Genomic DNA, 24,203 nt, shown 5'->3' with positions numbered 1-24,203 from the left:
GGCCTGGCGCGCGAGCTCAACATCGACGCCGAGGGCATCGACATGGGCCCGTCGCCGACGGACGCCGCGCTCGCGGCGGATCTGGCGCTGCCGATCGAGGAGCTCGAGCTCACCGTCCGGTCGTACAACTGCCTCAAGCGCGAGGGCATCCACTCCGTGGGCGAGCTGGTTGCTCGTTCCGAGGCGGACCTGCTCGACATCCGCAACTTCGGTGCGAAGTCGATCGACGAGGTCAAGGCCAAGCTCGCCGGTATGGGGCTTGCGCTGAAGGACTCGCCTCCCGGGTTCGACCCGACCGCTGCGGCTGACGCGTTCGGCGCGGACGACGACGCGGATGCCGGGTTCGTGGAGACCGAGCAGTACTGAGCGGTCGGGCCTGACGGGTCCGATTGTGGGTGCGGGTGCGCTGTGGCTGATTGCGCAGTTCCCCGCGCCCCTGAAAGCAAGAAGATTGCGCAGTTCCCCGCGCCCCTTGCGGGCTCGGGTTTCCGGGGCTTGGAGAAGTCCCGGATCTTCGACAGGCGATCGCCTGCTCGGACACTGACCTCGGTACCTGATACGGCCGGGGCAGACACCTAGGAGAAACACCATGCCGAAGCCTGCCAAGGGTGCCCGTCTGGGCGGCAGTGCCGCGCACGAGAAGCTGCTCCTCGCGAACCTCGCGAAGTCGCTCTTCGAGCACGGCAAGATCACGACGACCGAGGCCAAGGCCCGCCGCCTGCGGCCCTACGCCGAGCGTCTGGTCACCAAGGCGAAGAAGGGCGACCTTCACAACCGCCGTCAGGTGCTGACCGTCATCACGGACAAGAGCATCGTGCACACGCTCTTCACCGAGATCGGCCCGCGCTACGAGAACCGCCCGGGTGGCTACACCCGTATCACCAAGATCGGTAACCGCCGTGGCGACAACGCGCCCATGGCTGTCATCGAGCTGGTGGAGGCCCTGACCGTGGCCCAGGAGGCTTCCGGTGAGGCCGAGGCGGCGACCAAGCGTGCCGTCAAGGAAGACAGCCTGAAGAAGGACGACGCCCCCAAGGACGAGGCCGAGACCACGTCCGACGAGGCCGTCGAGGACGCCAAGCCGGCGGACGACGCCGCTGCGGAGTCCAAGGACGCCTGAGCTTAGGCTCACCGCGTTCGATCAGCGGGTCCGTCCCTCGCGGGGCGGGCCCGCTGTCGCGTTTCCGGCCGGGTGCGGCCCTGAGAGGATCTCTGTGTGAGCGACGAAGTGGAACCCGGGTTCGTACGGGTACGGATGGATCTCTCGTACGACGGGAGCGAGTTCTCCGGGTGGGCCAAGCAGGCCGCGGGGCGCAGGACCGTACAGGGCGAGATCGAGGACGCGCTGCGGACCGTGACGCGGTCGGGTGAGGCCCTGTACGAGCTGACGGTGGCCGGGCGGACCGACTCCGGGGTGCATGCCCGCGGGCAGGTGGCGCACGTCGATCTGCCCGCGGAGGTGTGGGCCGAGCACCGGGAGAAGCTGCTCAAGCGGATGGCCGGGCGGCTGCCGAAGGACGTGCGGGTGTGGGCGCTCACCGAGGCGCCGAGCGGCTTCAACGCGCGGTTCTCGGCCCTCTGGCGGCGGTACGCCTACCGCGTCACCGACAACCCCGGCGGGGTCGACCCGCTGCTGCGTAGCCATGTCCTGTGGCACGACTGGCCGCTCGACGTCGACGCCATGAACGAGGCGGCCCAACTGCTCCTGGGGGAGCACGACTTCGCCGCGTACTGCAAGAAGCGGGAGGGCGCCACCACGATCCGTACGCTGCAGGAGCTGCGGCTGGAGCGGGGGAGCGACGGGGTCGTCACCGCGACCGTGCGGGCGGACGCCTTCTGCCACAACATGGTGCGGTCGCTGATCGGGGCGCTCTTGTTCGTGGGGGACGGGCACCGGGGCGCCGACTGGCCCGCGAAGGTGCTCGCGGCGGGCGTGCGGGACTCCGCCGTGCATGTGGTGCGGCCGCACGGGCTGACGCTCGAAGAGGTCGGGTACCCGGCCGACGGGCTGCTGGCCGCACGGAACAAGGAGGCGCGGAACCGGCGGACGCTGCCCGGGGCCGGGTGCTGCTGAGCGGGAGCGGGGCGCAGGTCCCCGGGGCACGGCGGACGACGGGGTCGTCAGCCGGTGTTCCAGGTCGTGAGGAGTCCCGCGAGGGCCTTCGTGGTGGTGCGGGAGTCCGGTCCTTCGCCCCGTGCGCCGGGGGCGAGCTCCACGTGTACGAACGTGGCGTGGCGCTGTTGCGCCGAGCGCCCCTGGACGTTGGTGGTGCCCTCCAGCGGGCACTTGTCGGCCCAGCCTCGACAGACCCGTAGGCCGTCGGCCGGAGGCCGGGCCGGTCGGTTCCTGCCCGTCCCCTGCCGGTCGGCCCCGGCGTCCCCTACTGGTTGGCCTCGGCCGAGGCCTGGGCCTCGCCGCGGCGGCGGATCTGGCGGAACGTGAACTCGGCCAGGTCGTCGCCGGTCGTGAAGACCTTGGTGTCCTTCTGGGTCACGTCCTTGCCGTCGGTGAAGCCGGCGACCGTGAAGTAGGCGTAGCGGCCGTACGCGTTGGTCGTCGAGCGGCAGATCGCCGAGCGGCAGAAGACGGGGACGCCCTCGCCGGAGAGGGACTGGACGACGCTCTTCTTGTCGGCGTCGGTCTTCGCCTTGAGCGCCTTGGCCTCGGTGTCGAAGACGGCCACCCCGACGGTCACCGCCACGCCGTCCTTCGCGTACGTGACGCGCATGAGGCGGGTGCAGTCGTTCTTGGTGAGGACCGTGCCGAGCGTGCCCTGGCCGGCCGCCGCGCAGTTCTTCGTGGACGCCATCGCGCCCTTCTTGTAGACGGTCTCGCCCATCGTCAGCTGCGTGCCCGGGAAGAAGGTGTCGGGCGCGAGCGGCGCTGTGTCCTTCTTCACGTCGGATATGAAGTCCTTCGGGTCCAGCGGCGGCGGCGCCGAGGTCGCCTCGAACGACGGACCGGTACCGGCGCTGTCCGACGGGATCTCCGCGGAGGTGGGCAGCTCGGAGGCGGGCCTGTTCGAGGCCTTCTCGTTGCCGTCCGCGGACACCACGGCCACGGCGACGGCCGCGCCCACGGCCACCGTGGCCAGGGCGCCTCCGCCGACCAGCAGCCATTTACGGCGCCGGTTGCGCGTCTCGGACGCCTCTGCCAACGCCGCCCAGTCCGGAGAGCGATCGCTCCACTGCGGCGGCTGAGAACCCGATCCCCCGGAACCCCACTGGGGTCCCCCCTGCCCAAAGCTCATGGGCCGCATCTTAGACGGGACACGGGGTGTGCCGGTCCGCCCCCGGCCCCACCGTTGTCCGGTCGTTGTCCGGCTCCGGGTCCGGCCCAGGTCCCGGCTCCACTCGCCCGCAGGCCATCGGTCGGGGGCTCGCACGCCGGTGCCGGGATACCCTGAAACCCGGCGTGCGCCTGGGAACAGACGCGCGTTTTGACCCGTACGGGCCACCGCAGGTATTCTTGCGGTTCGTTATGTGTATTGGCTTGCTCATTCTCACGTGAGGGGCCCTTACACCGGTCCACCGGGCCGATGACCAGCGGCAGGACTCGGTTGCGTCACCGAAGTCCGCCAGGGCTGTCGTACATCGTCCGTGGTGGTCCATGTCAGGACCCACTCACTGAAGAAGCGAAGGCTACGACCGTGCGTACGTTCAGCCCCAAGCCCGGCGACATCACTCGCCAGTGGTACGTCATCGACGCCCAGGATGTCGTCCTGGGCCGTCTGGCCACCACTGCCGCGACCATTCTGCGGGGCAAGCACAAGCCGATTTACGCGCCGCACGTCGACGCTGGTGACTTCGTCATCATCATCAACGCCGACAAGGTGCACCTCTCCGGCAACAAGAAGACCCAGAAGATGGCGTACCGCCACTCCGGTTACCCGGGTGGTCTGCGCTCCGTCCGTTACGACGAGCTTCTGGCGAAGAACCCCGAGAAGGCCGTCGAGAAGGCCATCAAGGGCATGATCCCCAAGAACACCCTGGGCCGTCAGGTGCTCTCGAAGCTGAAGGTCTACTCGGGCGACCAGCACCCGCACGCTGCGCAGCAGCCGGTGCCGTTCGAGATCACCCAGGTCGCGCAGTAGTTCCGGCCACCACCCCCTAAGACTGAACAGAATCTGAGGAGAATCGTGGCCGAGACCACCGTTGAGCAGCCGGTCGAAGAGACCGAGGTTGTCGACATCGAGAGCTACACCACCGAGTCCGAGGCCCCCGTCGATGGCGAGTTCGCCACCGACTCGGAGGACCTCACGGGCCGCTTCGGCGACCCGCAGCCGGCCGCCGGCCTGGGCCGTCGCAAGAACGCCATCGCCCGCGTCCGGATCGTCCCGGGCTCCGGCAAGTGGAAGATCAACGGTCGCACCCTTGAGGACTACTTCCCCAACAAGGTGCACCAGCAGGAAGTCAACGAGCCCTTCAAGGTGCTCGAGCTCGACGACCGCTACGACGTTGTCGCCCGCATCTCGGGTGGCGGCGTCTCCGGTCAGGCCGGTGCCCTGCGCCTCGGCGTGGCCCGCGCCCTGAACGAGGCGGACGTGGACAACAACCGCGACACCCTCAAGAAGGCCGGCTTCCTCCGTCGCGACGACCGTGCGGTCGAGCGCAAGAAGGCCGGTCTCAAGAAGGCTCGTAAGGCCCCGCAGTACAGCAAGCGCTAAATCCCGCTCGCTGTACCGCACGCAACGCCCCGGCGGCACTTTCTGTGTCGTCGGGGCGTTCGTTTCTCACGGTGCCCCGGTTCTTCGCGTATCGCTCGGCCCTCGGCCCTGGACCCCGGCTCCGGACCCAGGCCCCGGCGCCCGGCTCTTGCGGCGCGCACGGTTCGTACGCTCGGCGGCTTCGGCGGTCACCTCGATTGCCGCCGTCCGTGGCACAACCTCCGGGGCCGCCCGCGTGTCACAAGGTGTGCCCCACCTTGTGCGTCACAGCCGTCCAGCGCGGCCTTTCGGCCACAGCGGGGGAACAGACCTGGGAGATATACAGGCCTGGGGGATATACCTGACAAGGGTCTGAACCGGATCCTGGCCAAAATCATCACCGGCCCCCTGACGGAGACCGGGCCCTTGGCTTGAGCCGCACATCTTGAGCTGCACATCTTGAGCCGCACATTCTGAGTAAGCCTGAGCAAGTTCGGAGGACACCAGTGGGACGACTCTTCGGGACGGACGGCGTACGCGGTGTCGCCAACGCGGATCTGACGGCCGAGCTCACGCTCGGCCTCTCCGTGGCGGCGGCACACGTACTGGCCGAAGCGGGAACCTTTGAGGGCCACCGGCCTACGGCGGTGGTCGGACGGGACCCGCGAGCGTCCGGGGAGTTCCTGGAGGCCGCCGTGGTCGCGGGCCTCGCCAGCGCCGGCGTGGACGTGCTGCGCGTCGGTGTCCTGCCGACCCCCGCGGTGGCGTATCTCACCGGCGCCCTCGGGGCCGACCTCGGCGTGATGCTCTCCGCGAGCCACAACGCCATGCCGGACAACGGCGTCAAGTTCTTCGCCCGCGGCGGCCACAAGCTCGCCGACGAGCTGGAGGACCGGATCGAGTCCGTCTACGAGGAGCACCGCACCGGTGCCCCCTGGGACCGGCCGACCGGCTCCGGCGTCGGACGCATCCGGTCGTACGAGGAGGGCTTCGAGCAGTACACCGCGCACCTCCTCACGGCCGTGCCGAACCGGTTGGACGGTCTGAAGGTCGTCCTCGACGAGGCGCACGGCGCGGCCGCGCGGGTCTCGCCCGAGGCTTTCACGCGCGCGGGCGCCGAGATCGTCACGATCGGCGCCGAGCCCGACGGCCTCAACATCAACGACGGCTGCGGCTCCACCCACCTCGGCCTGCTGAAGGCCGCCGTCCTCGAACACGGGGCCGACCTCGGTATCGCGCACGACGGCGACGCCGACCGGTGCCTCGCCGTGGACCACACCGGTGCGGAGGTCGACGGGGACCAGATCCTGGCCGTGCTCGCCCTCGCCATGCGGGAGCGGTCCGAGCTGCGCTCCGACACCGTGGTCGCCACGGTCATGTCGAACCTCGGGTTCAAGCTGGCGATGGAGCGCGAAGGCGTGTCCCTCGTGCAGACCGGGGTCGGGGACCGGTACGTGCTGGAGGAGATGAAGCAGCACGACTACGCGCTCGGCGGTGAGCAGTCGGGGCACGTGATCATCACGGATCACGCGACCACGGGTGACGGGACGCTGACCGGGCTGTTGCTGGCGGCGCGGGTCGCGGAGACCGGGCGTACGTTGCGGGATCTCGCGTCCGTGATGGAGCGGTTGCCGCAGGTGCTCATCAATGTGCCCGATGTCGACCGGTCCCGGGTGGGGACGTCGGCGGAGCTGGCTGCGGCGGTGGTGGAGGCCGAGCGGGAGCTGGGGGCGACCGGGCGGGTGCTGTTGCGGCCGTCTGGGACCGAGCCGTTGGTTCGGGTGATGGTGGAGGCGGCGGATATCGATCAGGCTCGGTCTGTGGCGGGGCGGCTTGCTGATGCGGTGAAGTCCGCGCTGGGGTGAGCGCGCCTGAGCCTGCGGCTCGCTTCCAGGTCGGGGGTGGGGGTGTGGGTCGTTGTGGGGTGCGGGTCCGGTGGGGGCTGGTCGCGCAGTTCCCCGCGCCCCTAAAAGATTGCGCCGTTCCCCGCGCCCCTGAAGGCGGAAGACTGCGCCGTTCCCCGCGCCCCTAGAGGATGGCGCCGTTCCCCGCGCCCCTGGAAGTGCGGTGCCACAGCCATTTCTGGGTCAGGAGGGTGAGGGTGCCTGCCAGGGTGATGCCCAGGAGGTTCAGGAGGAGTTGGTTGGTGGAGCCGATCGTCTGGGACGTGTCTCCGTAGCTGAGGGCCACCGCCGCGTTCGCGGCTGCCGGGACCGTGGTGACGGAGATGGCGACGCCCACCAGGAGCCCCGACTTGGCCGAGGTCAGGGAGAGCGTGCCGGCGATGCCCGCGAGGACCGCCACGACGAACGAGAACGCGTCGGGCGCGTACACGAAGGCCGTGTTGGGCCGGTCGGCCTCCAGCCGGGCCTCGGTGAACAGGCCCAGGGCGTCCATGAAGAGGCTGAACAGCACCGTCACGGCCATCGCCACCGCGAAACCCACCAGCAGCGCGACGAGCGAGCGCAGCGCCGGCCGCGCCCTGCGCCGGACCAGGGACGTGCTGAAGCCGGCCAGCGGGCCGAACTCCGGGCCGACCGCCATCGCGCCCACGATCAGGATCGCGTTGTCGAGGACGACACCGCAGGCCGCGAGCATCGTGGCGATGGTGAGGAAGGCGAGGTAGGTGACCGAGAGCGTCGACTCCTCGTGCGTCGCGTCCGCCAGCTGTTCCCACAGGACCGCGTCCGCGCCCTCGCCGGGTGCGTCGTCCTCGGCGTCGTCCGCGCGCTTCGACAGCGACAGGTCGATGTTCTCGACGGCGATCGACCCGCTCTTGTCGATCTCCAGGTCGCGCAGCCCGCTGATCAGCTCGTCGCCGGCCTCGCGCGCCACGTCGACCATCACGACGTCGCCCGCCGGGTTGCGGGCGGCTCCCGGCACGACCACGAGGTGGGTCGTGCCGACCGTCTTCTCGATCAGGCGGACCACGGCGTCGGTCGTGTCGGACGGGGTGATCAGGCGCAGGTGCAGCATGGGGGCAGGGTAGCCGCGCCGCGTGACCGGCCGACGGGCGGGCGGGCGGCCGTCAGAGCTTGCGCAGGCTGAGCTTCTGCACCTTGTGGTCCGGGCCCTTGCGCACGACGAGGGTGGCGCGGCCGCGGGTCGGGGCCACGTTCTCCAGGAGGTTGACCTTGTTGACGGTCCGCCAGGTCGTACGGGCGTAGTCGAGTGCCTCCTCCTCGGAGACCTGGGTGTACTTGCGGAAGTACGAGGACGGGTCCTGGAAGGCGGTCTCGCGCAGCCGCCGGAAACGGTTCAGGTACCAGCGCTCGACGTCCTCGGCCCGCGCGTCCACGTACACGCTGAAGTCGAAGTAGTCGGCGAGGCCGACCCGGGTGCGGCCGTCCTTGCCGGGCAGGGCGGGCTGCAGGACGTTGATGCCCTCGACGATCAGGATGTCCGGGCGGCGGACGGTGAGCCGCTCACCGGGGACGATGTCGTAGATGAGGTGGGAGTAGACCGGGGCCGTCACCTCGTCCTTGCCGGCCTTGATGTCCGCGACGAACCGGGTGAGGGCCCGGCGGTCGTACGACTCGGGGAAGCCCTTCCTGGACATCAGGCCGCGGGCCAGGAGCTCCTTGGTGGGCAGCAGGAACCCGTCCGTGGTGACCCGCTCGACGCGCGGGTGCTCGGGCCAGCGGGACAGCAGGGCCTGCAGGAGGCGGGCGACGGTGGACTTGCCGACGGCGACCGAGCCCGCCACGCCTATCACGAACGGCGTACCGGACTGGGAGCCCTTCTCGCCGAGGAAGGTGTTCAGGGCGCCGCGCAGGCCGTCGGTCGCGCCGACGTAGAGATTGAGGAGCCGGGACAGCGGCAGATAGATGTCCCGTACCTCGTCGAGGTCGATGACATCGCCCAGACCGCGCAGCTTCTCCACCTCCTCGGCGGTCAGCGGGAGCGGCGTCTTCTCACGCAGCGCGCTCCACTGGGCGCGGGTGAGGTCGACGTAGGGAGTCGCCTCCGGCCTGGGCCGGTGGGCGCTCCGCGGCAACGGGGAGACCGGAGAGATCACAGTCCATTGTTACGGGAGTTTTAACGAAGCGTCGGGTGGAGTCCGTCACGTCGGTGCGCCCTCCGGGTGCCCTCCGTGTGCCCTTCATGTGCTCTCCATACGTCCCCCGCGCGTCCTCCATGCGTCCAGGGCCCTGGACCGCCGGGTGGTACGGCGATAGCGTCCGGCCTTCCGGGAGCGAGCCGCGTTCCGGGACATCGGGGGATTTTCGGGGGGTTGGGGTGGTCGTCATGACCGGACGTTTCCGGGTGCGTGACCTGGTAGGACGCAGAGGGGGAGGGGGGCCTGGGCGCAGGCCCCAGGCAGGTCCGCCCGACGTGGCGGGCCGGGTGTGCAGCGAGCTGGCGGTCGAGCTGCCGGACGAGGACCTGGGGGAGTACCTCTACGACTGCATCGAGCTGTACGAGATGGGCAGCAAGCCGCGCTGCGAGGAGGCCGAGTACCTCGGACTGGTCCAGGAGGCGATCGACCGGATCGAGCACGGGGAGTAGCGGCGGTACGGGGCACCGCGGGGGCCAGGTGCGGGAATTTCCGATATCGGGCACGCGATGCCCGGCGGGTGCCCCGGTGAGGCGTGTGTCGGCCTCTAGGCTGCCGTGCATGTGCGGAATCGTGGGATACGTGGGGTCGCAGTCGGCGCTCGATGTGGTGGTTGCCGGGCTGAAGCGGCTGGAGTACCGGGGGTACGACTCGGCGGGCGTCGCGGTGCTCGCGGACGGTGGGATGGCCGCCGCGAAGAAGGCCGGCAAGCTCGCCAATCTGGAGAAGGAGCTGGTCGAGCGGCCGCTGCCGGCCGGGTCCACGGGTATCGGCCACACGCGCTGGGCCACCCACGGGGGTCCGACCGACGCGAACGCGCATCCTCACCTCGACAACACCGGACGCGTCGCGGTCGTCCACAACGGCATCATCGAGAACTTCGCCGCCCTGCGGGACGAGCTGGCCGAGCGCGGGCACTCGCTGGGCTCCGAGACCGACACCGAGGTCGTCGCGCATCTGCTCGCCGAGGAGTTCTCCGCGTGCGCCGATCTCCCCGAGGCCATGCGGCTGGTGTGCCGGCGCCTCGAAGGGGCCTTCACCCTGGTGGCCGCGCACGCCGACGAGCCGGATGTCGTGGTGGGCGCGCGGCGCAACTCGCCCCTCGTCGTCGGCGTGGGGGAGGGCGAGGCCTTCCTCGCCTCCGACGTCGCCGCGTTCATCGCGCACACGCGGTCCGCGATCGAGCTGGGGCAGGACCAGGTGGTCGAGCTGCGGCGCGACGGGGTGCGCGTCACCGGGTTCGACGGGCTGCCCGCCGAGGTGCGGTCGTACCACGTCGACTGGGACGTGTCCGCCGCCGAGAAGGGCGGCTACGACTACTTCATGCTCAAGGAGATCGCCGAGCAGCCGAAGGCGGTCGCCGACACGCTCCTCGGCCGCATCGACGCGAGCGGTTCGCTGACCCTCGACGAGGTACGGATCTCCCCCGCCGAGCTGCGCGAGGTCGACAAGGTCGTGGTGGTGGCCTGCGGGACCGCCTTCCACGCCGGGCTGATCGCCAAGTACGCCATCGAGCACTGGACCCGGATCCCCTGCGAGGTGGAGCTGGCGAGCGAGTTCCGCTACCGGGACCCCATCCTGGACACCCGGACACTGGTGATCGCCGTCTCCCAGTCCGGGGAGACCATGGACACCCTGATGGCCCTGCGCCACGCGCGCCAGCAGGGCGCCAAGGTACTGGCCGTCTGCAACACCAACGGTTCCACGATCCCCCGCGAGTCGGACGCCGTGCTCTACACCCACGCCGGCCCCGAGGTGGCGGTCGCCTCGACGAAGGCGTTCCTGACGCAGCTCGTCGCCTGCTACCTGGTGGCCCTGTACCTCGGCCAGGTGCGCGGCACGAAGTGGGGCGACGAGATCCAGGCCGTCGTACGCGACCTGTCCCGCATCTCCTGCGAGGTCGAGCGGGTCCTGGAGACGATGGAGCCGGTACGGGCACTCGCCCGCTCCCTGGCCGACAAGAACACCGTGCTGTTCCTGGGCCGGCACGTGGGCTACCCGGTGGCCCTGGAGGGCGCGCTCAAGCTCAAGGAACTCGCCTACATGCACGCCGAGGGCTTCGCGGCGGGTGAGCTGAAGCACGGCCCGATCGCCCTGATCGAGGAGGACCTGCCCGTGGTCGTGGTGGTCCCCTCACCCCGTGGACGGTCCGTCCTCCACGACAAGATCGTGTCGAACATCCAGGAGATCCGCGCGCGTGGGGCACGGACGATCGTCATCGCGGAGGAGGGCGACGAGACGGTGGTCCCCTACGCGGACCACCTGATCCGCATCCCGGCGACGCCGACGCTGCTCCAGCCGCTGGTCGCGACGGTGCCGTTGCAAGTGTTCGCGTGTGAGCTGGCGACGGCGAGGGGCAACGAGGTCGATCAGCCGCGGAACTTGGCGAAGTCGGTCACGGTGGAGTGACCTGGCGGGCGCCCTGAACCGTATGGCTGGTTAGGCGACGATCACCGATGCCGACAGCTGTCGCCCTGGGCCATCGTGACTGGCGACCTTCGCTGTTCGGACGGATGGAGTGAGCTGATCGTGACACGGATATTCGGCGGCATCGGGCGAGTTCTGGCAGCCGGGGCGGTCGCTCTGGCCCTCGCGCTGTTCACAAGCTCCCCGGCCCCGGCCGCCGTCCAGGTGGCCCAGAAAGTCTGCGCCAACGTGTACATGCAGGACTCCGGGTGGACGGGCGAACAGTGCGCCCTGGCCGGACAGTCCATGACGGTGGGTGCGGAGGGGAAGGGCAAGCGGATCGAGGGCCTGGTGGTGGCGGTCGGCGGCAGCAGCGTCTGCGTCCAGGGCTACGTCCAGGGCACCGGCTGGCAGGCCAAGAAGTGCGGCGCCGCCGGTGAGCGCGTCAGGGTCGGCGCGGCGGGTGAGGGGCTGCGCCTGGAAGCGGTGATCTTCAGCGTGGCCGCGGGGACGATCTGCGGCAACTCCTATGTGGTGGGCGTGGGTTGGAACCCGGCTTGGTACTGCGGGGTCAACGGGGAGACCAACGCGATCGGTACCACCGGGCAGAACAAGCGTATGGAGGCCGTGTCCTTCATGATCTGCCGGTCGATCGAGAACTGCTGAACGGGGTCCGTGCCGGGGCCGAGCCGACCTTCAGGGCTTCGATGAAGGGGGTGACGGCCCCGGCCGGGAAGGTGAGGGTGCCTCTGGCGGGGGCCTTTGAGTCGCGGATGGATGCGTGGGTGGGGGAGGCCGCGATCTCTACGCAGTCGTTGCCGTCGTCCGGGCCTGAGTAGGACGACTTTCGCCAGTTGCGGGGAGTGGTCATGTGTCCTTCAGGGCGTTGACGAAGGTGGTGAAGGTTTCGACGGGGAAGGTGAGGGTGCCGTCGCTGGGGGCTTTGGAGTCGCGGACGGCCACCTGGGTGGGGGAGTTCGCTATTTCCACGCAGTTGTTGCCGTCGTCCGGCCCTGAGTAGGACGACTTCCGCCAGGTGCGCATTGGGTACCTCACAGTTCTTTAGCCAGCCGGTTGATGAAGTCACGCGACCGTTCAGCGTCGAGCGACGCGTCTTCCACCTTACGGAAGCGAATTCGAAACGCGCTGAGTTGCGCATTGGAATCGATGAAGGCCGAGCCATGAGGTACGTCTCGTACCACTGTGTCCAGTTTGGGAACGGCTCCGCCTGCGTATGTCATCGTGCTGGCGGCTCTGGCGAAGTCATCCAGGTCGAAGGGGATGACGCGAACGGCGATGTTGTCTCCTTCGGAGAGGTCGAGGAGCTTGGTGAGTTGCGCCCGGGTGGCGGCGCGGTCGCTGACTCTGATGCGTAGAGCCGCCTCGTGAATCACCAACTTGTACGGGATGCTGATCGGCTGACGCCTCAGCCGGTGTTCGACGCGTACCTCAAGCTCGTCGTCGGCGAGTTCGGGTACGCGCGACGAAAAGACCGCGCGAGCGTAGCCCTCTGTTTGTAGAAGGCCCGGTACGTACAGGATCGCCACCTCATGCAAAAACGTGGCGTGATGGTCCAATTCGGCAAGGTCCAGAAACGAGGTGGGTAGTAGGCCTCGGTACTCCTCCCACCAGCCACGTGTCCGGTCCGTGGCCATTGCGGCCAAGGCGTCGACGAACTCGGTGTTCGTGCACGCGTAGTGCGACGCGAGGCGTCGAAGTCGCTGCTCGCTCACGCCCACCAGTCCGGATTCGATCTGGCTGATCTGGACCCTGTTCACTCCAAGCAACGCCGCGGCCTCGATGGCCGTAAGCCCTGCTGCTTCACGGAGTCTGCGTAGTTCGACCGCCAGGCGTGTCTGACGTGCGGTGGGTTCACGCCTGAGGACCATCGGCTGCTCCTTGGTTCAACGCATCGACCGGTACTGCTCGTTCGGGGCTAGATTACGCGATCAGCTTGCTTTGGATTACATGTAAGCCCTACCGTCAGTGACGCGACGCACACGCTGCGAGTTGCCGGGGCCCCCGGAAGCGCACCACTCCGTCCTGCCGGGACGGCTGTGAAACTGCCACCGCCCGACATCGCCGCGCCTCTCCATCCCCCGCTGCCCGAACTGGAGTTGACGCATGCCGAAAATCGCCATCGCCGCGCCCTGGGAGTACTCCCTCTACATCCCCAACGACCTCCGGGCCGTCACCATCTGCCGCCGTACCCTCCGGCTCATCCTCACCATGCACGGCCTGATCGGGCTGGCCGACGTCGCCGAACTGCTCGCCGCCGAACTCGTGTCCAACGCCGTGCGCCACACCAAAGGGCCCGCCGCCCTCCGAGTGCGCTGGTCGGCCGGCGTGCTGCGGCTCGGTGTCTGGGACGCCGACCCCGAGTCGCCGGAACCGCGGTGTCTGTCGGACGGTCAGCTGGACCTGGCGGAGGACGGGCGCGGGCTCGCCCTCGTCAAGGCGTGCGCCGACCAATGGGGCTGGCATCCCCTGGTCAGCGACGGTAACCGCGGCAAGTACGTGTGGTGCGAGCTGGGTTCGACGGCGTGAACGTTTCTCCGGCACTCGAATGGGTGAACGTATCCGGATCGGCTGGATATCTCATCCCTTGATCTACTTAGGTTGCATACATGGTCACATCAGCTCACGAGGGCATGCACCGGATCTTCCCGGAGCGGCCCGAGATCCTCGGTCCCGTGTTCGGCGTGCTGGGTGTCCCGTTCGCCGAGAAGGCAACTGTGGATGCCGTCACCACGGACGTGACGGAGACCCGGCCGCTGGAGAGACGCGTGGACTCCGTGCTGCGCATCGGCCCGTCCGACGGCCAGGACTTCCTGCTCGCGATCGAGTCGCAGTCGGGCAAGAAGGGCGAGAAGGCGGCGAGTTGGGCGTACTACGTCGCGTACCTCCAGTCGAAGTTCGGTCTGCCTGTGCTGCTCGTGGTGGTCTGCCAGGACAGGGCCACGGCCAAGTGGGCCTCGGGCCCTTTCGACTGCGGCACGCGCGACTGGACCACGCAGCGGACGTATCCGTTGGTCGCGGGGCCGCACAACCTGCCGGTGATCACCGACGCCAGGACTGCGGGGAAGGAACTCGCGCTGACCGTACTGTCCGTTTTAGCGCACGCTCGCAGCTCTGAGGTCGACGCCATACTGGAAGCGGTCGCCCGCGCCCTTCAGGAACTCCATCCGACGGACCCCGGGACCGCCGGGTACTTCGTCGAGTTCCTGGACGTCAACCTGGGGAAGACCCCAGCTGGAGACAAATGGAGGAAAGACATGTCGTTCGTCAGCTACTTCCCCGGCCGGGGGACGGTCCGCGAGACGGCTTACCTGGAAGGCCAGGCCGAAGACCGTGCCTTGCTGATCCTGCGCGTCCTGGAGAAGCACGGCATCCCCGTCTCCGAGGGCGCGCAGGAGCGCATCACCTCGTGCGCTGACCTCGACACCCTTACCCTGTGGTTCGACCGCTCCCTGACAGCTGCAGCGGCCGAGGACCTGTTCGCCGAGGAGCCGGAGGTTCCGGGGACCAGTCCAGAAGAGGCTTGAGCGTTTACGGACCTGCAAGACGATCGGCAGTGCCTGCGGCAGCGCCTGAGCCCGGAGCTGCAAGAGGAGATCTCAGGCATTTCCATTTCGCTCGCGGCGGGCATGGCCTTTGGGCTCCAGTTCGAGAAGGGCATGGCCGAACTCCACAGAAGGTTCAAGGAGATCCTCAAGCGAGAGGGCCTGTCTCCCTGGGAGATCGCATATCTGCGAGGCAAGATCGAGAAGTGGCCGCCGGGTTACGCCGAGTCGTGGGCCTCAGGATATGCAGCAGGCCTGGCGGAGAGCCGGGCCGAGGGGACTCTGGCCGCGCTGGAAGCGCGGCGGTTCTCCCTCTCCGCTGATGTCCGTGACCGCATCATCACTTGTACGGACCTCGCCCGCCTCGACACCTGGTTCGACCGGGCCCTAACAGTCGAGCGAGTGGAGGACCTGTTCGGGGTGGACGTGCCCTAATCGCCCCTTCACTCATCCGGGTGAGCGCCGCATATCTCCCACCTCAGACGGACAGTCACTCTGTGTACGCACTGGGCTACCTTGAGTGAGGTCCCGTGTTTCGCAGTGAGTTACCGTCCCTGACAGAACACCCCCTGGACGCTGTGCCGTTCGGCGAGGGGAGCGACCTCCTTCTCCAGCGAGGGGACCACGCGCTCTTCGGAGTCAGCACAGGCAACAGCTACTTCAGCCGCCGCCGCCTCACAGACGCGCTCTCCTGGGCGGCGGCCCGCTTCCAGGCGGTCGACGTGGTCTACGCCGACCTGTATCTGGACACGATGTACGAGGCCTTCGGCTACGCGAGCGCGGACGCGCGCAGAAGCGCGGTCAAGCAACTGCGCGGTGTCCGACGGCGTATCCAGGGCGCGCTGGAGGACATCGGCGAGGCGGCGGCGCCGCGGGTGCGGGTACGGCCGTTGTCGGACTTCATGGCAGAGCCCGCGTACCAGGCGGTCCGAGCGCGCACGCAGCTCGCGATGCGCACCGATCTCGAACTGCGCACGGTCCGGGACGAGATGGCGTACCAGTTCCTCGCCAAGAAACTCGGCCCCGAGGCCTTCCCGACCACCGTGCAGGTGCTGGCGACGCGGAGCTACGTCGACGCCGAGCTGCCGTTCTTCGTCGACAGCCCGAGCATTCTGGGGGTCGCCTCCTCGGTCCACTGCTACCACTCCGTCCTCGCGCTGGGTCGGCTGCTGTTCAGCGACCGCGCGCGGGGTCTCAGACCCGCCGAGAACCAGGGGTACGCAGTCGTGGCCTGCCGGAGCTGACCGGCTCGCCTGCTCGATCGCTCGGTCGTCCGACTGCCGTCACCGTCACCGTCACCGTCACTGTCACTTTCACTGTCACCGTCCCGAGCCAGCCCGGACAGAAAGCTGCCCCATGTCATCAGCCACCGCCCCGTCCCCCCGACCCGACATCGCGTACTCGCCCGTGAAGTGGCCGCTGTCCCGGCGCGGCGATGTCGTCCCCGCCGAGTGCGCGCGGCTGCGTACGGAGAGTCCGGTCGCCCGGGTCAAGACCCTCACCGGCGACGACGCGTGGCTGGTCAGCAGCTACGCGCTCGCCCGGCAGGTGCTGGAGGACAGCGACCACTTCAGCCTGCGCGAGACGGCCGCCGCCGACGTACCGCGTCAGTACGCCCTGACGATCCCGCCCGAAGTCGTCAACACCATGGGGAACGTCAACAGCGCGGGGCTCCACCAGGAGGTGCTCAGGGCCTTCGGCCCGCGGTCCGGACCCGCGTCGGCCGAGTGGATGCGCGACCGGGCGCACGAGCTGATCGACGGCATGGTCGAGGAAGGGCCACCGGTCGACCTCCGCCAGAGCTTCTCCGAGCCGTACTCCGCGGCGATGGTCTGCGAAGTGCTCGGCCTGCCGCGCGAGGACGGATACCGCCTGATGGCGGGCCTTGACCTCGGTTTCGTCACCAGCCCCACCGTGTTCGACGGGTGCAACGCCAACTGGGACAAGGACTACACGTACGTCCTGCGTCATGTCCGGGCGGACCGGGCGGACCAGCGAGGGCTGATCCGCAGGCTGTGCGAGCTGAGGGACGACCCGACGCGCGACGGAGGGGCTCTCACCGACGAGATGCTGGCCGCCGTGGTCACCTCGCTGTTCGGGGCCGGCGCCATGAGCACGTACGTCTTCCTGCTGCACGCCGTGCTCACCCTGGTCCAGCACCCGGAGGCGATGGAACACCTGCGCGCGAACCCCGAGTTGATGCCGCGCGCGGTGGAGGAGCTGATGCGCAGCACCCTCTCCATCGGGGACGGGCTGCCCCGGATCGCCCTGTCCGACGTCCAGGTCGGCGACGTCCTGGTCGGGGCCGGGGAACTGGTCCTCGTCTGCGTGGAGGGCGCCAACTTCGACCCGGAGCAGTTCGACGAGCCCGAGCGGTTCGACATCGAACGCTCACCCAACGCGCATCTGTCCTTCGGCGCAGGCTCCCACTTCTGCCCCGCCTCGCTGATCTCCCGCGTCCACGCGGCGGAAGCACTCACCGCCCTTCTGGAACGGCTGCCGGGCCTGCGGCTCGCCCTGCCCGCCGACCAGTTGGTGTGGCGCACGGGCAACATCAAGCGCGTACCGGAACGGCTGCATGTCCTGTGGTGAACCGGTGGAACCGGCGAGCCGTCTCGCGGGCGTCGCCATGGGTCCGCGCCATGGGTCCGCGCCATGGGCCCGCTCCGTGCGGCCCTCGGACGGGCGCGCCCGTAGGGTGCTCGACATGAGCATCATCGGGGTCGGTATCGACGTGGCGGAGATCGACAGGTTCGCGGTGTCACTCGAACGGACCCCCCATCTCGCGCAACGTCTCTTCCTGGAGAGCGAGTTGCTGCTGCCCGGCGGGGAGCGGCGGGGGGCCGCCTCCCTCGCCGCCCGGTTCGCCGCGAAGGAGGCCCTGGCCAAGGCGCTGGGTGCGCCGGGCGGGCTGCGGTGGACAGACGCCGAGGTCTACGTCGAGGGGAGTGGGCAGCCCCGACTGCGGGTGACCGGGACCGTGGCGGCCCGCGCGGCGGAGCTCGGGGTGCGGTCCTGGCACGTGTCGCTGAGCCATGACGCGGGGGTGGCGTCGGCGGTGGTGATCGCGGAAGGGTGATCGCCCGCGGGGGTCACGGTCGGGCTGCCGCTGCCGCTGCCGCTGCCGCTGCCTGTGCCGGTTCCTGTGCCTATGCCGATGTCTGTGTTGCTCCGTTGTGCGTGGTGGTGCGCGCGTCGTAGTCCTGCTGCCGCTGCTGGATCTCGTCCGCGTGCTCGACCGTCCAGTTGTAGAGATGGCTGAACGGCTCCAGCAACGACCGGCCCAGCGGGGTCAGCGAGTACTGCACCCCGACCGGTGACGTGGGCAGCACCTTTCGCTCGACCATGCCGTTGCGCTCCAGCTTGCGCAGGGTCTGGGTGAGGACGCGCTGTGTCACCCCTTCGAGTCGACGCTTGATCTCGTTGAAGCGGTGCGGTTCCTCCAGTACGGCCATCGCCATCACCGACCATTTGTCGGCGATCTGGTCCAGGATCGGCCGGCTCGGGCAGTCCACGCGGAAGACCCAGTCAGGACCGGGATTCTCGATCATCCTAGGTATCCTCCACGATCCCAACGATGCCCAAAGTGCGTTATTGACGCCCACGGTGAACGCCCCGAGGCTAGGTATACATCAGATACCTAGCCGCCTGGTAGCCCCTTGTGGGGTCCCTGGCGCATGTCCAGAACGGAGATCGGCGTGAGCCGTTCCACCCTGCATGTGACCCGCGATCGCGGAGTGGTCGAAGTCGTCATCGACAACCCGCCGGTGAACGTACTCAGCCTGTCGTTGATGGGTGACCTGATGGCGTTGCTGGCCGCCCTGCGGGACGACGCGGACGCCCGGGTGATCGTCTTCGAGAGTGCCGACCCGGACTTCTTCCTCGCGCACGTCGACTTCACGCTGGTGGACGACGAGAACGCCACCGCCGACCCGACCGCCGGAGCGCCCGCCGGGCTCAACGTGTTCCAGGCGCTCGGCGAGGCGCTGCGCACCATGCCCCAGGTGACGATCGTCAAGCTGGCCGGGCTGGCGCGTGGGGGCGGGGCGGAGTTCGTCGCGGCGGCCGATATGAGTTTCGCGGCGATCGGTCGGGCGGGGCTCGGGCAGATCGAGGCGATCGGGGGGATCGTGCCTGGTGGAGGCGGTACGCAGTACCTGCTGGACCGGGTCGGGCGTAATCGGGCGCTGGAGATCGTCCTCGGCGCGGACCTCTTCGACGCGGAGACCGCCGAGCGGTACGGGTGGGTCAACCGGGCTGTGCCGGCGGATGAGATCGACGCGTTCGTCGAACGGATCGCCCGGAACATCGCGGGGTTGCCTGACGGCACGGTCGCCGCGGCCAAGTTCGCGTTGCCGCCGGGGGATTTCGCTGCGGGGATGGTTCGTGAGCATGAGGCGTGGGCGGGACAGTTCGCGAAGCCTGCGGCGGAGAAGGCGATACGGGGTGGGCTTGCGGCGGGTGCGCAGACCCGTGCGGGGGAGTTGAGGTTGGAGGAGGTCATGCGGGGGGTGTAGTCGGGTGAGGGTTGGTTGTGGCTGGGGTGCGCGGTTCCTCGCGCCCCTGGGTGGGTGGGGGCTGGGCCCTGATGTCGGGTGTGGGTCTGCTGTGGTTGAGCGCGCGGTTCCTCGCGCCCCTGGGTGGGTCGGGCTCAGCCCTGATGTTGAGTGCGGGTGCGCCGTTCCCCGCGCCCCTTGGCGAGTGGGGGTGGGGGCGGTTGCCTGGTGTAGGGGTGTGGCGGGGTGTGTGGCCGCAGCGTACGACGACTCCCACCCACCTCCAGGAACGTGGTCGGCCCGACGCGTTTCCGGCTGCGGACGCACATCCCGACGCACCCCCCCCACCCGCACCCGACCACCACCCTCCACCCCCACCCACCCAGGGGCGCGGGGAACTGCGCGACCAGCCACGACGCACCCGCAGACAAACAACGGCCCAAGCCCCGCAGGGGATTGCGGGACACTCGATCCATGCGTACTGCTTACAGCGTGGAGACGGTAAGGGCAGCCGAGCGTCAGCTCATGGCCCGGCTGCCGGACGGGACCCTGATGCGGCGGGCCGCCACCGGGCTCGCCGTGGCCTGCGCCGACCTGCTCGGGCGCGTCTACGGCAGCCGTGTCGTCCTGCTCGTCGGCAGCGGCGACAACGGCGGCGACGCCCTGTACGCCGGCGCCCGCCTCGCCAGGCGCGGCGCCGGTGTGACCGCCGTCCTGCTCACCCCCGACCGCACCCACCCCGCCGCCCTCGCGGACCTGCGCCGGGCCGGCGGCAGGACCGTGGAGGCGGACGCGGCGGCGGAGCCCATCCGCCGTGCCGACCTCGTCGTCGACGGCATCGTCGGTATCGGCGGCAAGGGCGGCCTGCGCCCGGACGCCGCCCCCCTCGCGACCCTCGCCCACGAGTCCCGCGCCGCCGTCGTCGCCGTCGACCTGCCCAGCGGCGTCGACGCCGACACCGGCGAGGTGCGCGGCGCCGCCGTACGGGCCGACCTGACCGTGACCTTCGGAACGCACAAGCCCGGCCTGCTCGTCGACCCCGCACGGGAGTACGCGGGCTCCGTACGGCTCGTCGACATCGGGCTCGCCCTGCCCGGCGACCCCGAACTGGAGGCGCTCCAGCACTCCGACGTGGCGGCGCTGCTCCCCGTGCCCGGGGCCGAGAGCGACAAGTACCGGCGGGGCGTCGTCGGCATCGCCGCCGGGTCCTCCCGGTATCCGGGCGCCGCCGTACTCGCCGTCGCCGGAGCCCTGCGGGGCGGCGCCGGCGCCGTACGGTACGTCGGACCCGCCGGCGACGCGGTCGTCGCACGGTTCCCGGAGACGCTGGTCTCCACCGGCTCCCCGGAACACGCCGGGCGGGTACAGGCCTGGGTCGTGGGCCCCGGCGCAGGTGACGACGCCGACGCCGTGGCGGCCGTACTGAAGGCGGACGTACCCGTACTCGTGGACGCCGACGGACTGCGCCTCGCCGACCGCGCGGCCGTACGGGCACGGCGGGCACCCACCCTGCTGACCCCGCACGCCGGAGAGGCCGCCGCGCTGCTCGGCGTCGCGCGCGAGGAGGTCGAGAGGGCGCGCCTGACCTCCGTACGGGAACTCGCCGAGCGGTACCGGGCGACCGTGTTGTTGAAGGGGTCGACGACCCTCGTCGCCGCCCCGGACGGCGGGTCCGTACGGGTGAACGCCACCGGCACCGGCTGGCTGGCCACCGCCGGAAGCGGCGACGTGCTGTCCGGGCTGACCGGGTCGCTGCTCGCCGCCGGGCTCGACGCGCCGGACGCCGGCAGCGTGGGCGCGTACCTGCACGGACTGGCCGGGCGGCTCGCCGCGGACGGGGCGCCCGTGGGGGCGCACGACGTGGCCGAGGCGGTGCGCGACGCCTGGCGGGACGTCACGGACTGAGGACCGCCCCCACCTCGGTTCAGGGAGTGAGCGTGATCTTGCCGAACACGGGTGTCGATTCGAGGCGCTCGTGCGCGCGGTGGGCCTCGGCGAGAGGGATCTGTTCGTCGACCACCGCCACCAGGTCGCCCCCGGCCGCTCGTGCGAAGAGCTCCGCCGCCTCCGCCCCGCGTGTGCCGGTGTCGATGGAGTTGAGGCTGAAGGCGAGGACCGTCGGCGAGTTGTGGTAGCTGGTCAGCACGCTGTCGAAGGTGTCCGACGCCGGTGCGCCTCCCGCGGCGCCGGCCAGTATGTAACGGCCGTTGGGCCGCAGCATCCCGATGTGGCGGCCGAGTTCCGGCCCGGCGACCGGGTCGACGATGACGTCGTAGGAGTCGTAGGAGTCGTAGGAGTCGTAGGAGTCGTAGGAGTCGTGGGCGCCGTGCGAGTCGTGCGCGTCAGGGGAGTCGGCGCTGCCGTCCTCGGCCCTCGTGCGGACCTGGACGTCCGTGGCTCCGAGGCCCCGGAGGCGTTCGCCCCGCTCCGGTGACGAGGTGACCGCGGTCACCTCGCCCCCGTACAGGGCGGCCAGTTGCACCGCCATGAGCCCGATACCGCCGCCCGCGCCCCTGACCAGCACCCGCTCGCCCTCGGCCAGGCCCGCCCGCTTCAGGCCGAGGCCCGCGACCAGGGCGTTCACGCCGAGCGCGACCGCGTCCGCGGCGCTGACGCCCTCCGGCAGCCGCACGAGGCCGTCCTCGTCGACGACGACCGACTCGGCGTACGCCCCGCCGCCGGTCACCGCGAAGACCCGCTGTCCCACCCAGTGCTCGTCCACGCCCTCGCCGACGGCGGTGACGGTGCCCGCCGCCTCCACGCCGGGGACGAAACCCGGCTCGGACAGCGGCAGGTAGTCGCCCTTGCGGGCCATGACGTCGACATAGCCGGCCCCCGCGGCCTCCACCTGGACCACGGCCTGCCCCGGCCCCGGCAGGGGTTCGGCCCGGTCGACGACGCGCAGTACGTCCGAGGTCCCGAACGCCGACACGATGACTGCCTTCATGGCGATGTCTCCTCATGCTCATGGTGATTCACCGGATGGTGACGTCACACGAAAATGCCACTGAGTGGCGAAAGCCTATCAGTGGCAAACCGATTGCTAGGATGACGGCATGTCCACGACTCCCTCAAAGACGGCGACTCCCTCGAAGACGGCACCCGGACCCCCCGACTCGCTCCGGGAACGCAAAAGGCAGCGGACCCGGGACGCCCTCGTCGACACCGCCCTGCGGCTCTTCCAGGAGCGCGGGTTCGCGGAGACGACGCTGGACGAGGTCTGCGCCCAGGTGGAGGTCTCCAAGCGGACGTTCTTCCGGTACTTCGCCAGCAAGGAGGACGTGGTCCTGGCCTCGTGCCACGAGCTGTGGCTCGCCTATCAGGACGAGGTCGAGTCCGTCACGCCCACGCGAGGCACCGTTCTCGTGACGCTCCAGGAAGCGCTGCTCGCCGCACTGGAGAAGAGGGCGGCGCCCCGCTGGGCGGAACGGCACGCCGTCGCCTGGCAGCTCGCCGAGACGGCGCCCTCCATCACCGCGCACAACCTGAGCTTCTGCGACCGCGTCAGCGACGAGAGCTGGCGGACGCTCTGTGCGAGGTTCGGGCTGACCGCTCCGGACGACCTGCGTGCGCGCCTGGCCCAGGACCTCCTCGTCGCCGCGTTCCACCGCGCGGAGGAGCAGTGGGCGAAGCAGGCCGGGCCGAAGACCCTCTCCGGCCTGCGCTCCCGGCTGCGGGACTCGCTCGACGCGGCAGCACACGCCACGACCTGCACCGTGCCGAGCGACTGAGGCCGGGCGACTGAGGCCGAGCGGCGAGCGCTGCGCGACGAAGCGTTGCGTGGCCACGTGCGGCTCGCGGGGCGGTGCCTGAGGGCGGTGTCGGAGCCCTCTGAGAGACTGGGCGCGATGACTGAGACAGCGCCCGCGCGCGCCCGCGCCGAGATCGACCTGGCCGCCCTGAGGGCCAACGTGCGGAGTCTGCGCGCCCAGGCGCCGGCCGCCGCCCTCATGGCGGTGGTCAAGTCCGACGCGTACGGGCACGGGGCGGTGCCGTGCGCCCGCGCGGCCCTCGACGCGGGTGCGACCTGGCTCGGCACGGCCACCCCGGAGGAGGCCCTCGCCCTGCGCGCGGCCGGTCTGCCGGGCCGGATCATGTGCTGGCTGTGGACCCCGGGCGGGCCGTGGCGGGAGGCCGTCGAGGCCGGACTCGACCTGGGGATCAGCGGGCTGTGGGCCCTGCGCGAGGCGGCGGAGGCCGCGCGGGCGGCGGGCCGTACCGCCCGGGTCCAGCTCAAGGCCGACACCGGTCTCGGACGCAACGGCTGCCAGCCCGCCGACTGGCCCGAGCTGGTCGCCGAGGCGCGGCGCGCCGAGACCGAGGGCCTGGTCACCGTCACCGGCCTGTGGTCCCACTTCGCCTGCGCGGACGAACCGGGCCACCCCTCCATCCAGGCCCAGCTCACCTGCTTCCGCGAGATGCTGGCCCACGCCGAGGGGCAGGGCCTGCGCCCCGAGGTGCGGCACATCGCCAACTCGCCCGCCACGCTCACGCTGCCCGAGACCCACTTCGACCTCGTACGGACCGGGATCGCCACGTACGGCATCTCGCCGAGCCCCGAGCTGGGCACCGCCGCCGACCTCGGGCTGCGCCCCGTGATGACGCTCTGGGCGTCACTCGCGCTGGTGAAGCACGTGCCCGGGGGACACGGCGTCAGTTACGGCCACCACTACGTCACGGCGGGCGACACCACCCTGGGCCTCGTGCCCGTCGGGTACGCGGACGGCATCCCGCGCCACGCCTCAGGCGCCGGGCCCGTGCTGGTCGGCGGCAAGTGGCGGACGGTCGCGGGGCGGATCGCGATGGACCAGTTCGCGGTCGACCTCGGCGGGGACGAGCCGCCGGTCGGTGAGCGGGCGGTGCTGTTCGGGCCCGGTGACCACGGGGAGCCCACCGCCGAGGACTGGGCGAAGGCCGCCGGCACGATCGCGTACGAAATCGTCACCCGCATCGGAACCCGCGTACCGCGCGTCTACGTGAACAGGGAACAAGCGGGGTAATCCACAAGCGGGCGACCGGTTATCGGCGTCAGCGG

Annotated in this window: 27 protein-coding genes; 19 read left to right on the top strand and 8 right to left on the bottom strand. The window is 70.0% G+C overall.

All coding sequences use genetic code 11. The features are described from left to right. The 3 genes from ACLVWQ_RS38035 to truA all read left to right on the top strand — a co-directional run. The coding region (locus ACLVWQ_RS38035) for a DNA-directed RNA polymerase subunit alpha C-terminal domain-containing protein (RefSeq protein WP_414113871.1) at positions 1-366 on the top strand (366 nt) is incomplete at its 5' end. Positions 367-589: 223 nt separating this feature from the next. Further along, positions 590-1,120 (top strand): 50S ribosomal protein L17, encoded by a 531-nt coding sequence (gene rplQ / locus ACLVWQ_RS38030; RefSeq protein ID WP_414113870.1) that lies wholly within the window; start codon positions 590-592, stop codon positions 1,118-1,120. 96 nt (positions 1,121-1,216) lie between these two features. Then, on the top strand, positions 1,217-2,074 hold the full coding sequence (truA, locus tag ACLVWQ_RS38025) for a tRNA pseudouridine(38-40) synthase TruA (protein ID WP_414113869.1): 858 nt from the start codon (positions 1,217-1,219) through the stop codon (positions 2,072-2,074). A 307-nt stretch (positions 2,075-2,381) separates the two neighbouring features. On the opposite strand, the gene ACLVWQ_RS38020 is transcribed toward truA, so the two are convergent. Then, entirely contained in the window at positions 2,382-3,251 is an 870-nt protein-coding gene (locus ACLVWQ_RS38020; protein WP_414113868.1) for a hypothetical protein, read from the bottom strand. 399 nt (positions 3,252-3,650) lie between these two features. Here ACLVWQ_RS38020 and rplM point away from each other — a divergent pair, with 399 nt between their 5' ends. From rplM to glmM, 3 genes are all read left to right on the top strand, one after another. Beyond that, the gene (gene rplM / locus ACLVWQ_RS38015) at positions 3,651-4,094 is read left to right on the top strand and encodes a 50S ribosomal protein L13 (protein ID WP_055515165.1); all 444 of its coding nucleotides are present in this window, start codon (positions 3,651-3,653) and stop codon (positions 4,092-4,094) included. A gap of 45 nt (positions 4,095-4,139) precedes the next feature. Continuing rightward, positions 4,140-4,667 (top strand): 30S ribosomal protein S9, encoded by a 528-nt coding sequence (gene rpsI, locus ACLVWQ_RS38010; protein ID WP_414113867.1) that lies wholly within the window; start codon positions 4,140-4,142, stop codon positions 4,665-4,667. A 485-nt stretch (positions 4,668-5,152) separates the two neighbouring features. Then, positions 5,153-6,511, top strand: a complete 1,359-nt coding sequence (glmM, locus tag ACLVWQ_RS38005; protein WP_414113866.1) for a phosphoglucosamine mutase — start codon at positions 5,153-5,155, stop codon at positions 6,509-6,511. A gap of 163 nt (positions 6,512-6,674) precedes the next feature. On the opposite strand, the gene ACLVWQ_RS38000 is transcribed toward glmM, so the two are convergent. Together ACLVWQ_RS38000 and coaA are read right to left on the bottom strand one after the other, a co-directional pair. Then, positions 6,675-7,622 carry a DUF389 domain-containing protein gene (locus ACLVWQ_RS38000; protein WP_414113865.1) on the bottom strand — a complete coding sequence of 316 codons (948 nt, stop codon included), beginning with the start codon at positions 7,620-7,622 and terminating at the stop codon, positions 6,675-6,677. A 52-nt stretch (positions 7,623-7,674) separates the two neighbouring features. After that, positions 7,675-8,664: a type I pantothenate kinase gene (gene coaA, locus ACLVWQ_RS37995; protein ID WP_414113864.1), complete on the bottom strand. Its 990-nt coding sequence runs from the start codon at positions 8,662-8,664 to the stop codon at positions 7,675-7,677. 230 nt (positions 8,665-8,894) lie between these two features. Here coaA and ACLVWQ_RS37990 point away from each other — a divergent pair, with 230 nt between their 5' ends. From ACLVWQ_RS37990 to ACLVWQ_RS37980, 3 genes are all read left to right on the top strand, one after another. Continuing rightward, a complete protein-coding gene (locus ACLVWQ_RS37990; RefSeq protein WP_414113863.1) occupies positions 8,895-9,155 on the top strand; it encodes a hypothetical protein in 261 nt (86 codons plus the stop codon). Between the two features lie 109 nt (positions 9,156-9,264). After that, positions 9,265-11,112: a glutamine--fructose-6-phosphate transaminase (isomerizing) gene (gene glmS, locus ACLVWQ_RS37985; RefSeq protein WP_414113862.1), complete on the top strand. Its 1,848-nt coding sequence runs from the start codon at positions 9,265-9,267 to the stop codon at positions 11,110-11,112. 120 nt (positions 11,113-11,232) lie between these two features. After that, positions 11,233-11,775 carry a hypothetical protein gene (locus ACLVWQ_RS37980; RefSeq protein ID WP_414113861.1) on the top strand — a complete coding sequence of 181 codons (543 nt, stop codon included), beginning with the start codon at positions 11,233-11,235 and terminating at the stop codon, positions 11,773-11,775. Here ACLVWQ_RS37980 and ACLVWQ_RS37975 read toward each other — a convergent pair. Genes ACLVWQ_RS37975 through ACLVWQ_RS37965 form a run of 3 tightly spaced genes read right to left on the bottom strand, consistent with a single transcriptional unit; the run spans position 11,744 to position 12,998 of the window. Further along, positions 11,744-11,980, bottom strand: coding sequence for a DUF397 domain-containing protein (locus ACLVWQ_RS37975; protein WP_414113860.1), 237 nt, complete (start codon positions 11,978-11,980; stop codon positions 11,744-11,746). The genes ACLVWQ_RS37980 and ACLVWQ_RS37975 overlap by 32 nt on opposite strands. Continuing rightward, positions 11,977-12,153, bottom strand: a complete 177-nt coding sequence (locus ACLVWQ_RS37970; protein ID WP_414113859.1) for a DUF397 domain-containing protein — start codon at positions 12,151-12,153, stop codon at positions 11,977-11,979. The genes ACLVWQ_RS37975 and ACLVWQ_RS37970 overlap by 4 nt, the downstream gene beginning before the upstream one ends. An 8-nt stretch (positions 12,154-12,161) precedes the next feature. Then, positions 12,162-12,998, bottom strand: coding sequence for a helix-turn-helix domain-containing protein (locus ACLVWQ_RS37965; protein WP_414113858.1), 837 nt, complete (start codon positions 12,996-12,998; stop codon positions 12,162-12,164). Positions 12,999-13,233: 235 nt separating this feature from the next. Between ACLVWQ_RS37965 and ACLVWQ_RS37960 the strand changes: the two genes are divergently transcribed. The 6 genes from ACLVWQ_RS37960 to ACLVWQ_RS37935 all read left to right on the top strand — a co-directional run bounded on the left by ACLVWQ_RS37960 (position 13,234) and on the right by ACLVWQ_RS37935 (position 17,751). Then, a complete protein-coding gene (locus ACLVWQ_RS37960; protein ID WP_414113857.1) occupies positions 13,234-13,656 on the top strand; it encodes an ATP-binding protein in 423 nt (140 codons plus the stop codon). A gap of 80 nt (positions 13,657-13,736) precedes the next feature. Next, positions 13,737-14,654 (top strand): hypothetical protein, encoded by a 918-nt coding sequence (locus tag ACLVWQ_RS37955; RefSeq protein WP_414113856.1) that lies wholly within the window; start codon positions 13,737-13,739, stop codon positions 14,652-14,654. 102 nt (positions 14,655-14,756) lie between these two features. Next, a complete protein-coding gene (locus ACLVWQ_RS37950) occupies positions 14,757-15,107 on the top strand; it encodes a hypothetical protein (RefSeq protein ID WP_414113855.1) in 351 nt (116 codons plus the stop codon). A gap of 143 nt (positions 15,108-15,250) precedes the next feature. After that, the gene (locus tag ACLVWQ_RS37945; protein WP_414113854.1) at positions 15,251-15,916 is read left to right on the top strand and encodes a tRNA-dependent cyclodipeptide synthase; all 666 of its coding nucleotides are present in this window, start codon (positions 15,251-15,253) and stop codon (positions 15,914-15,916) included. A gap of 112 nt (positions 15,917-16,028) precedes the next feature. Continuing rightward, positions 16,029-17,264: a cytochrome P450 gene (locus tag ACLVWQ_RS37940; protein ID WP_414113853.1), complete on the top strand. Its 1,236-nt coding sequence runs from the start codon at positions 16,029-16,031 to the stop codon at positions 17,262-17,264. 115 nt (positions 17,265-17,379) lie between these two features. After that, a complete protein-coding gene (locus tag ACLVWQ_RS37935; RefSeq protein ID WP_414113852.1) occupies positions 17,380-17,751 on the top strand; it encodes a holo-ACP synthase in 372 nt (123 codons plus the stop codon). Between the two features lie 70 nt (positions 17,752-17,821). Here ACLVWQ_RS37935 and ACLVWQ_RS37930 read toward each other — a convergent pair whose 3' ends face one another. Beyond that, positions 17,822-18,223, bottom strand: a complete 402-nt coding sequence (locus ACLVWQ_RS37930; protein WP_414113851.1) for a winged helix-turn-helix transcriptional regulator — start codon at positions 18,221-18,223, stop codon at positions 17,822-17,824. 147 nt (positions 18,224-18,370) lie between these two features. Between ACLVWQ_RS37930 and ACLVWQ_RS37925 the strand changes: the two genes are divergently transcribed. Next, the gene (locus ACLVWQ_RS37925) at positions 18,371-19,189 is read left to right on the top strand and encodes an enoyl-CoA hydratase/isomerase family protein (protein WP_414113850.1); all 819 of its coding nucleotides are present in this window, start codon (positions 18,371-18,373) and stop codon (positions 19,187-19,189) included. Between the two features lie 453 nt (positions 19,190-19,642). After that, positions 19,643-21,073 carry an NAD(P)H-hydrate dehydratase gene (locus ACLVWQ_RS37920; protein WP_414113849.1) on the top strand — a complete coding sequence of 477 codons (1,431 nt, stop codon included), beginning with the start codon at positions 19,643-19,645 and terminating at the stop codon, positions 21,071-21,073. Positions 21,074-21,092: 19 nt separating this feature from the next. Here ACLVWQ_RS37920 and ACLVWQ_RS37915 read toward each other — a convergent pair whose 3' ends face one another. Continuing rightward, positions 21,093-22,115, bottom strand: coding sequence for a quinone oxidoreductase family protein (locus tag ACLVWQ_RS37915; protein WP_414113848.1), 1,023 nt, complete (start codon positions 22,113-22,115; stop codon positions 21,093-21,095). Positions 22,116-22,224: 109 nt separating this feature from the next. Here ACLVWQ_RS37915 and ACLVWQ_RS37910 point away from each other — a divergent pair, with 109 nt between their 5' ends. Continuing rightward, positions 22,225-22,899: a TetR/AcrR family transcriptional regulator gene (locus ACLVWQ_RS37910; RefSeq protein ID WP_414113847.1), complete on the top strand. Its 675-nt coding sequence runs from the start codon at positions 22,225-22,227 to the stop codon at positions 22,897-22,899. A gap of 117 nt (positions 22,900-23,016) precedes the next feature. Next, entirely contained in the window at positions 23,017-24,168 is a 1,152-nt protein-coding gene (gene alr, locus ACLVWQ_RS37905; RefSeq protein WP_414113846.1) for an alanine racemase, read from the top strand. Positions 24,169-24,203 lie beyond the last annotated feature (35 nt).

The organism is Streptomyces sp. CWNU-52B (genome assembly GCF_047444975.1).
GTDB lineage: Bacteria > Actinomycetota > Actinomycetes > Streptomycetales > Streptomycetaceae > Streptomyces.
Note: the sequence above shows the minus strand (reverse complement) of the source record. Positions and strands in the feature narration are given on the sequence as shown.

What these genes read in the sequence shown, in the direction of transcription:
- ACLVWQ_RS37930 (WP_414113851.1), bottom strand. Translation starts at nt 18,223, where the DNA reads ATGATCGAGAATCCCGGTCCTGACTGGGTCTTCCGCGTGGACTGCCCG.
- ACLVWQ_RS37935 (WP_414113852.1), top strand. Translation starts at nt 17,380, where the DNA reads ATGAGCATCATCGGGGTCGGTATCGACGTGGCGGAGATCGACAGGTTC.
- ACLVWQ_RS37970 (WP_414113859.1), bottom strand. Translation starts at nt 12,153, where the DNA reads ATGCGCACCTGGCGGAAGTCGTCCTACTCAGGGCCGGACGACGGCAAC.
- rplQ (WP_414113870.1), top strand. Translation starts at nt 590, where the DNA reads ATGCCGAAGCCTGCCAAGGGTGCCCGTCTGGGCGGCAGTGCCGCGCAC.
- ACLVWQ_RS37915 (WP_414113848.1), bottom strand. Translation starts at nt 22,115, where the DNA reads ATGAAGGCAGTCATCGTGTCGGCGTTCGGGACCTCGGACGTACTGCGC.
- ACLVWQ_RS37910 (WP_414113847.1), top strand. Translation starts at nt 22,225, where the DNA reads ATGTCCACGACTCCCTCAAAGACGGCGACTCCCTCGAAGACGGCACCC.
- ACLVWQ_RS38000 (WP_414113865.1), bottom strand. Translation starts at nt 7,622, where the DNA reads ATGCTGCACCTGCGCCTGATCACCCCGTCCGACACGACCGACGCCGTG.
- ACLVWQ_RS37990 (WP_414113863.1), top strand. Translation starts at nt 8,895, where the DNA reads ATGACCGGACGTTTCCGGGTGCGTGACCTGGTAGGACGCAGAGGGGGA.
- ACLVWQ_RS37975 (WP_414113860.1), bottom strand. Translation starts at nt 11,980, where the DNA reads ATGACCACTCCCCGCAACTGGCGAAAGTCGTCCTACTCAGGCCCGGAC.
- ACLVWQ_RS37960 (WP_414113857.1), top strand. Translation starts at nt 13,234, where the DNA reads ATGCCGAAAATCGCCATCGCCGCGCCCTGGGAGTACTCCCTCTACATC.
- ACLVWQ_RS37940 (WP_414113853.1), top strand. Translation starts at nt 16,029, where the DNA reads ATGTCATCAGCCACCGCCCCGTCCCCCCGACCCGACATCGCGTACTCG.
- glmS (WP_414113862.1), top strand. Translation starts at nt 9,265, where the DNA reads ATGTGCGGAATCGTGGGATACGTGGGGTCGCAGTCGGCGCTCGATGTG.
- ACLVWQ_RS37920 (WP_414113849.1), top strand. Translation starts at nt 19,643, where the DNA reads ATGCGTACTGCTTACAGCGTGGAGACGGTAAGGGCAGCCGAGCGTCAG.
- ACLVWQ_RS37955 (WP_414113856.1), top strand. Translation starts at nt 13,737, where the DNA reads ATGGTCACATCAGCTCACGAGGGCATGCACCGGATCTTCCCGGAGCGG.
- ACLVWQ_RS37950 (WP_414113855.1), top strand. Translation starts at nt 14,757, where the DNA reads ATGGCCTTTGGGCTCCAGTTCGAGAAGGGCATGGCCGAACTCCACAGA.
- alr (WP_414113846.1), top strand. Translation starts at nt 23,017, where the DNA reads ATGACTGAGACAGCGCCCGCGCGCGCCCGCGCCGAGATCGACCTGGCC.
- ACLVWQ_RS38020 (WP_414113868.1), bottom strand. Translation starts at nt 3,251, where the DNA reads ATGAGCTTTGGGCAGGGGGGACCCCAGTGGGGTTCCGGGGGATCGGGT.
- ACLVWQ_RS37965 (WP_414113858.1), bottom strand. Translation starts at nt 12,998, where the DNA reads ATGGTCCTCAGGCGTGAACCCACCGCACGTCAGACACGCCTGGCGGTC.